Raw genomic sequence first — 2,412 nt, 5'->3', positions numbered from 1 at the left:
AGATCAATACCAGAGAATGTTTTTTGAGCACTGCGGGGAGTTGCTATTTTTTTCGGGTTAGAAAGGACGAACAGGTCGTACTTTAGCCGCGGTTATAACATTCTTATAATCTGGATAATCCGAAACATAAGTAGGCTCAAATATCATCAACCAAGCACGCTCGGAATTGTCCTCTGTAGATGACCAAAAAAGAGTGGTTCCGCTGCGATGAAATCCTGGTAAGCTGCTTTTATAGACTACATAGTATATTTCTTTTAAAGAACCTATAGAGGGTAAGTGCCAACCAGAAATGCCATTACTTGAGTAACTAGCTGCTACATGTGCCGCTGATTTCACACCGTCGATAGTGCAGTCGGCAGCTAAAATGGCATCTGTATTTGCTTTACCATCCCCTATTTCTTGTCCTCGTGCGCCAGTAATAGCGATTCCAAAGCATCCCCATGGGGAGGACACTAAATCTTCTAAGCCAACTTCTAAACCATGTTTTCCACCATCAGTGGTGTAATAGACAATCCCGCCAGCGGGACCTGTATCCCCCTTTTTATAGGTGTATTCACAAGCTTCATCCTGAAGATAATTACTGCCTTTACAAAGCCTCAGGTTCCGAAACTCTGTTTTCATTTTATCCTCTTGAGATGGGTATGATAAGCTCGTAATTCTATCGTTTATTGTTGAGACTTTACCCTTTGTATTTTCAGAAATATCCCTGTTAGTATCTGCTATAGAAACTGGAATTAGGGAAGGGAGGGCTGAAAATTCACGGGGGCTCTGAGGATTCTTGTTTTCTTCCAGACTAATCTGCGTGGCTATGCCATCTTTATTTATTTGAACCGGCGCTACATTATGTCCCGCATTCGCAAATGAAATGGATGAGGCTAACAAAGCACTTGTAATAACTATAGTTTTCATGATGGCTCTTGTTTAAATTAACGGTAAGGCAACTCGGCTACTAGTTGGTTCTGTCGCAAAGGTTATCAAAAAAGCGCAGAAAGCTATAGTGGTCACCTGAGTCAAGACAAAAACTCACTGCGTTTAAGTTGTACATTCAATTTTACTTGCAACTGAACAGCTTTGCCCCTGTTTTATCTTTGTTTCCGTTGTTTCCGTTGTTTCGGCTTTTGTGGCGGCAGTATCCCCCGCTGAAAAAATTCAGAATCTCTGTTTTTTTTCATGGACTTTATGAAAATATATACGATATAAAAACTTTATTTTCTGTTGTATAAATAGTGATGCCTTTGTTTTTTAGTCGCTGGGTATGAATTTCACTGGTGTATTGACTGCTGTGCTTTCACTTAATACTGAACATAGTTAGCTCCACACTTCACCACTGGAACACACACTAACAGTATTCTTACAAGATTACGGTGCAAGTGATGATAGGATATATTGAATGAGACTTATTGCTTTTAGACGTGCCTTTTTGGGTTAGAACTGTTGTTTATTCAATCATTGTCACATCCTATGTAGAGCAGTAAGGACAAGGGATACGCATTGTCGGTATTCATAGTTAATATGCCTAGTTTTGTTTTTCACGTTCGCATACAAGTAAGGTTAGCCCCTGTAATGCCCGTAGGACGCATTTTGCAAATTTTTCTATTACCTTCATGTGGAGAATATATTGGCTCCCTACGGGACGTATTGATAAAGCATGGATAACAAAAAGACGTTACCCACACCTTACCAACACTAGCCAACACATTCTCCACAATCACTCTCAATCACAGCAATATGGTTTCTCTTAAACCGCGCTCCGCGCATCAATAATAAACAATGATAATTTTTAAGGATAAAAAGAAACATGGAAAGAATAAGCGTGCAGGGCTACACCTTGCATAGACAACACAAAGAGTAAGGTTTTACCTGTTTATCTTTCCCACTCAAAATGCTAATGATTTTTTTAGCTATTTCGAGGAAGAATAAACAGAATAATCGAGTTTTTAAGCCCCTTTTACCTCCGCCCTGCCCCTGCGCTATAGAATATATATAAATATATCCCCCTGTACAGCTACGCAGCATATTTGCACTATAAAATTCAATTCCCGCAGGTGAGACGGTATAAACCCGCGACTTCTACTTTATACAAATATGATCTTACTGACTACCTCTACATACCCTTGATCGGTAGCTCTGTCCTGACCTATTCCAATATCATCTAATCCAAAATAGGGGCTGGGCTTGAAAGAAGAGAAGAAAAACCAAATTGCTTACAAATGAGAAGCTAATTAAGATATAATTAACGTTCGTTTGATTGCAAGAGTTGGTCTCTTACTTTCAAGCTGTGGTGAGTGTTTGAAATCACTCATACACAACCTTTATTAAAGGCAAAAAACCTAAGCACTTAAAAATGCTTGGGTTTTTTTTTGCCTTTAAACCCTAAACTTTAAAAGTTCGGGGCTTGTTTCTAAACCTGAA

1 protein-coding gene is annotated in these 2,412 nt (G+C 39.2%); it reads right to left on the bottom strand.

The window, feature by feature from the left end; all coding sequences use genetic code 11:
- Positions 1–57: 57 nt before the first annotated feature.
- Positions 58–909: an Lcl C-terminal domain-containing protein gene (locus CDZ78_RS10145; protein ID WP_087869913.1), complete on the bottom strand. Its 852-nt coding sequence runs from the start codon at positions 907–909 to the stop codon at positions 58–60.
- Positions 910–2,412 lie beyond the last annotated feature (1,503 nt).

Source organism: Bathymodiolus platifrons methanotrophic gill symbiont (genome assembly GCF_002189065.1).
Lineage (GTDB): Bacteria > Pseudomonadota > Gammaproteobacteria > Methylococcales > Methylomonadaceae > Methyloprofundus.
This window is presented reverse-complemented; position numbering and strand designations above follow the sequence as displayed.

Excerpts from the sequence above, each read along its gene's own strand:
- CDZ78_RS10145 (WP_087869913.1), bottom strand. The coding sequence starts at position 909 with ATGAAAACTATAGTTATTACAAGTGCTTTGTTAGCCTCATCCATTTCA.